Here is a 4,578-nt window from a genome sequence, read left to right as displayed (position 1 = left end):
CGCCCGGCCACTGCGAGCGCGCCGTCCCGGTCGAGCCCGAGCGCCGGGCCGGCGTGGCGGACCGCGTCCCGGACCGCGACGAGCGCGGTGAGCCGGCCCGGGTCGGCCGGTGCGGCCGTGGCACGCACGCCCTCGACGAGCCAGAGCGCGCGGCGTACGGCGGCGGTGATCAGCGCGCCGAGCGGGGCGGTCCCGGCGCTGCCCAGCAGCCGGTCGTGCCGCCACAGCGCCAGTGCGACTGCGAGCGCCCGGCCCAGCGCCCGCAGGTCGGTGACCGAGCCGGTGGCGCGGGCGATCGCGGTGAGCGTCCGGGTGGAGTGCTCGGGCAGCCCGGCCAGCGCGGTGTCGAACAGCGTCGTGGCGAGCGCGTCGACGTCCGCGCCGAGCAGCGTCACCCGCTCCTCGATCCGGGCGGTGACGGCGTCCAGGACGGTCGGCCCGTACCCGCCCGCCTCGATCACCCGGGCGAGCCGGTCTGCCGACGGCGCGGGTGACCAGCGTTCGGTGAGCAGCGCGTCCGCGCCCACCCGGGGGCCGCGTTCGCGGACGTGACCGGGTACGTCGAGCAGCCGCAGCCGGTGCAGCAGGCGGCTGCGGGTCAGGTCGCCGGCGACTGTCAGGTCCAGTTCGACCGCCTCGTGCGGATCGATCCGATGCCGTGCCAGCTCGGCGTCGACGTCGTGTACGAGCGGCGGCAGCGGCGTGTCCGGGTGCAGGCGGCCCACCCGGTCGCCGCTGAGCGCGGCCACCATCTCCACCACCACCGGGTGGGCGCCGGGTGCCAGCGTGCCCCGGGTCGCCCACGGCAGCGGCTGGTCGAGCGCGTCGGTGACCAGCGCGGACACCAGGCCGTCGAGCACGTCGACGCGGCCCGGGTGGGCGTGGCCGCGCAGCCGGGCCAGGCCGCCGGCCATGCTCCGGGCGGCGATCAGGTCGGCGGTGGAGACGTGCTGCCGCCGGGTGCGCAGCCGGGCCGCCACCGCCTCGGTGAGCGCCTCGGCGGCCCGGCGCGGCCCGTCCTCCCAGACCCGCTGGTAGTACGCCGGTGACGGCATCCCGGACTGGTAGCCGACGAACGCGTCCAGGCGCCGGAACGAGTACGGCACGAGGTAGCTGCCCGCCACCGCGTCCGGTGCGGGAGCGGGGACCTCCGGCCAGTCGTCGTCCGCTCCGTCGTCGCCGGCGGTCAGCCGGACCAGGGCGGGACGGTGGAAGCCGCCGGTCACCACCAGCACCGGCCGGCCGGCGGCCCGGCGCCGGGCGGCGCGTACCCAGCGGGCCATGTACGCCTCCCGGGCCGTGTCGTCCTCCCCGGCCGCCGACTCGCCCCGCAGCACGTCGAAGTACGTGTCGAGGCGCTCGGCCAGCCCGTCGTCCGGGCCGATCTCGAACAGGTGGTCCCAGAGCGCGTCCACGTTGTCCACGGCGAGCGTGGCGCAGAGCCGGCGGACCGCCTCGGCGTACCGCTGGTCGGCGTCGGCGTACCGGTTGGCGCGGCCGGACAGCGCGGGATGCCACGCGGGCAGGTCGATGAAGCGCAGCTGCGCGCCCACCTGGCGCCCGGCGGTCAGCGCCACCCACTCCGGCGAGTACGCGCAGAACGGGCTCCAGGAGGCGTGCCGCCGGGTCCCGTCGCGGTGCGCGGTGAACACGGCGATCGGCAGCTCGTGGTCTCCCAGCAGCTCGTCCATCCGCCCGTTCAGGTCCGCCGGGCCCTCCACCAGCACGTACGCCGGACGCAGCCGGGCCACCGTGGCGGCGACCAGCCGGGCGCAGGCCGGGCTGTGGTGCCGGACGCCGAGGAAGGTGACGCCGCCGGGCGCCTCGACGGTGCTCACCCGGGCAGCAGGTGCCGGGCGTCGTGCACCGCCCGCCACTGCGCGCCGGAACGGCGGGACACCTGCTGTTCCAGGTAGCGCCGCAGCCGTGCCAGGTCCTCCGCGTCGTCCTTCGCGGCGGTGCCGGCCAGGCAGGCGACCAGGTCGGCGGCGTCGCCGGGTTCCCCGCGCAGGAACCAGCCGCGCAGCCCGACCGCGTGCGCCACCGACACCGCCTCGGCAGTGCTCATCACCGCCGACAACCGCTCCATCGCGTCGCCGCGTTCGGTGATCCCGGTCCGCAGCTCCCGGAACGTGGTGACCAGCACCTCCAGCAGGTCGCGCCGGGGCGGCGCGGCCACGCCGGAGCGGCGCAGCAACTCGCCCGCCTCGGCCTCGACCAGTTCCAGCTCGGTGCCGAGGTCGGGGATCGGGAAGACGGTCTCGAAGTTGAACCGCCGCTTCAGCGCGGCGCTCATCTCGTTGACGCCCCGGTCCCTGGTGTTCGCGGTGGCGATCACGTTGAAGCCCTCGCGGGCGAACACCATGGCGTCGGCGCCCGGCAGCTCCGAAATGGCGAGCACGCGGTCCGACAGCGGGGACAGCAGGCAGTCCTGCACCTCCAGCGGACAGCGGGTGATCTCCTCGAAGCGGACCACCCGCCCCTCGGCCATGCCGCGCAGCAGCGGCGCCGGCACCAGGGCGCGCGGCGACGGGCCGTCGGCGACGAGCAGCGCGTAGTTCCACGAGTAGCGGATCTGGTCCTCGGTGGTGGCCGCGCCGCCCTGGATGGTGAGCGTGGAGTCGCCGCTGACCGCGGCGGCGAGCAGCTCCGACAGCAGCGACTTGGCGGTGCCGGGCTCGCCGACGAGCATCAGGCCGCGGCTGGTCGCCAGCGCCACCAGCGCCCGGTCGATCAGCGACGGGTCGCCGACGAACTTGCGCCGGATCCCGGCGGCCTGGTCGCCGAGGATGAACCGGCGCGCGGCGCGCAGGCTCAGCCGCCAGCCGGGCGGACGCGGGTCGCTGTCGTTCGCGGCCAGCGCGGCCAGCTCGTCTGCGTACCGCACCTCGGCCGGAGGCCGCTGCGCTCGCTCGACGGCCGGAGGCCGCCGGGCCCCCTCGGCGGTCGGGTCGAGCGCGGTCACCGGGTCACCTCCGCCAGGTCGCGCAGCACCTCGGAGACGGTGACGTCGTCCAGGTCGCGCAGGCGGACCTTGCCGCCGCGCGGGAACCAGTCGCCGTACGGCACGTCGTTCACCCAGATCGCCTCGATCTTCTGGTCGGGGAACATGTCCACCACGCCGACAGCGATGCCGGGGTCGAGGTCGAGCACCACGGCCCGGCCCCCGGGGACCTCGCGGTCCAACCAGCTCTGGATGCCGGCGTCCTGCGGGGTGCCGCGCCGCCAGCCCCGCCGTTCCAGGCTCAGCAGCCGCCCGGCCGGGACCGTCACGCCCATGTGCCGCTGCAGCAGCGTCTCCCCGCGCTCGGCCTCGTCCAGCCGGTGCACCTCGCGGCCGAGCTGCGGGAAGGGCTGCAGGATCTCGTAGTCGGCGAAGACCTCCGCCCAGGCCGGCACCACCGTGCCGAGGTGCAGCGGGTGCGCGATGGTGACAGTGGCGTCGTCCAGCAGGACGTACGTCTCGTCGTCGACGTCGGCGAGCGTGCGGTCCTCGGCCACCCGGAACGCGGCGCCCACCCGGCCGGTGTCGTCCACTGTGGCCCAGACCAGCCGGCGCACGACGTGCCACAGCAGTGGGTGGGACAGGAAGTAGCGGCGGAAGTCCGCGGCGGGCCACTGCCGCCCGGTCACCATGGCCGCCTCGAACCGGCGGATCTGGTCGGCGGCGAGCGTACGCACGTCCTTCTTCAGGCCGGCGAAACGCTTGTACGCGGCGGGCGCCAGCGTGGCGTCGTCCCGGGCGCCGGGCTTGGGCAGGTCCTTGCGGCGGGCGCCCGTGCCGTCCACCACGTACGGCTTGAGCTGCTCGTCGAAGCCGACTGTGAACCGGCGCGGCCCGTAGTCGAGGACCAGGCTGCCGTCGGCGTCCAGCCCGAGGTCGGGCACCAGCCGGTCGCCGAGCTGCTCGGGCGTCAGGCCCAGCCCGTCGGCGACCTCGGTGACCTTGCGTGCCGCCTGTTCCCGCAGGCCCCGGAACTTCACCTTCTGCGAGATGCCGTACAGGTGCATCAGCGCCACGTCGGTGCCGATCTGCGCCAGCACCTCCAGGCCGGTCACCGCCCGCGCGTGCTGGCTCTCGCCCGGCCAGGCCCGGACCAGCGGCGCGAGCCGCCGGGCGGTCGAGTCGTCGCCGAGCAGCCCCAGCGCGGTGAACGCCCAGCCGTCCTTCGACGGCGCGCCGGCGGCCTGCCAACTCTCGAACAGCGCCCAGGCGAACTCCGCCAGGGAGTCGGTGTCACACGCCGCGCGGACGACCTCCACGCCCGGGTACGGCTCGCCGGGCGAGGAGATGGCAAGCATCGTGCAGAGGTGGCGTACCGCGTCGGCGGGCAGCGCCGCCGAACGGTCCCGCAGCAGCACCTGCGGCAGAACCGCCGGGTCCAGCCAGGCCGGCAGGCTCGGCATCCGGGCCGGAAGCTGGGCCAGCGGGTCCGCGTCGAGCATCACCGTCGCGGCGGCGAGCGCCGCCTCGCCGTGCTCCCCGGCCACGCCGAGGAGCACCGCACGGTGCTCCGCGGCGACCAGGCGCAGCGCGCGCTCGGCGGCGCGGCGGCGCGGGCCGGGAGTGCCCAGGGC

General features: G+C 76.0%; 3 protein-coding genes. All 3 read right to left on the bottom strand.

Annotated features, from left to right (window positions below; genetic code table 11):
* Positions 1 to 1,838: DUF5682 family protein (locus tag AC2CHG_RS30105; protein ID WP_484526071.1), on the bottom strand; the 1,838-nt coding region annotated here is incomplete at its 3' end.
* Entirely contained in the window at positions 1,835 to 2,965 is a 1,131-nt protein-coding gene (locus tag AC2CHG_RS30100; protein WP_357210956.1) for an ATP-binding protein, read from the bottom strand. The genes AC2CHG_RS30100 and AC2CHG_RS30105, both read right to left, overlap by 4 nt.
* On the bottom strand, positions 2,962 to 4,578 hold a 1,617-nt coding region (locus AC2CHG_RS30095; protein WP_484526070.1), incomplete at its 5' end, for a DUF4132 domain-containing protein. The genes AC2CHG_RS30100 and AC2CHG_RS30095, both read right to left, overlap by 4 nt.

The organism is Micromonospora sp. ATLC20 (assembly GCF_057196585.1).
Note: the sequence above shows the minus strand (reverse complement) of the source record. Positions and strands in the feature narration are given on the sequence as shown.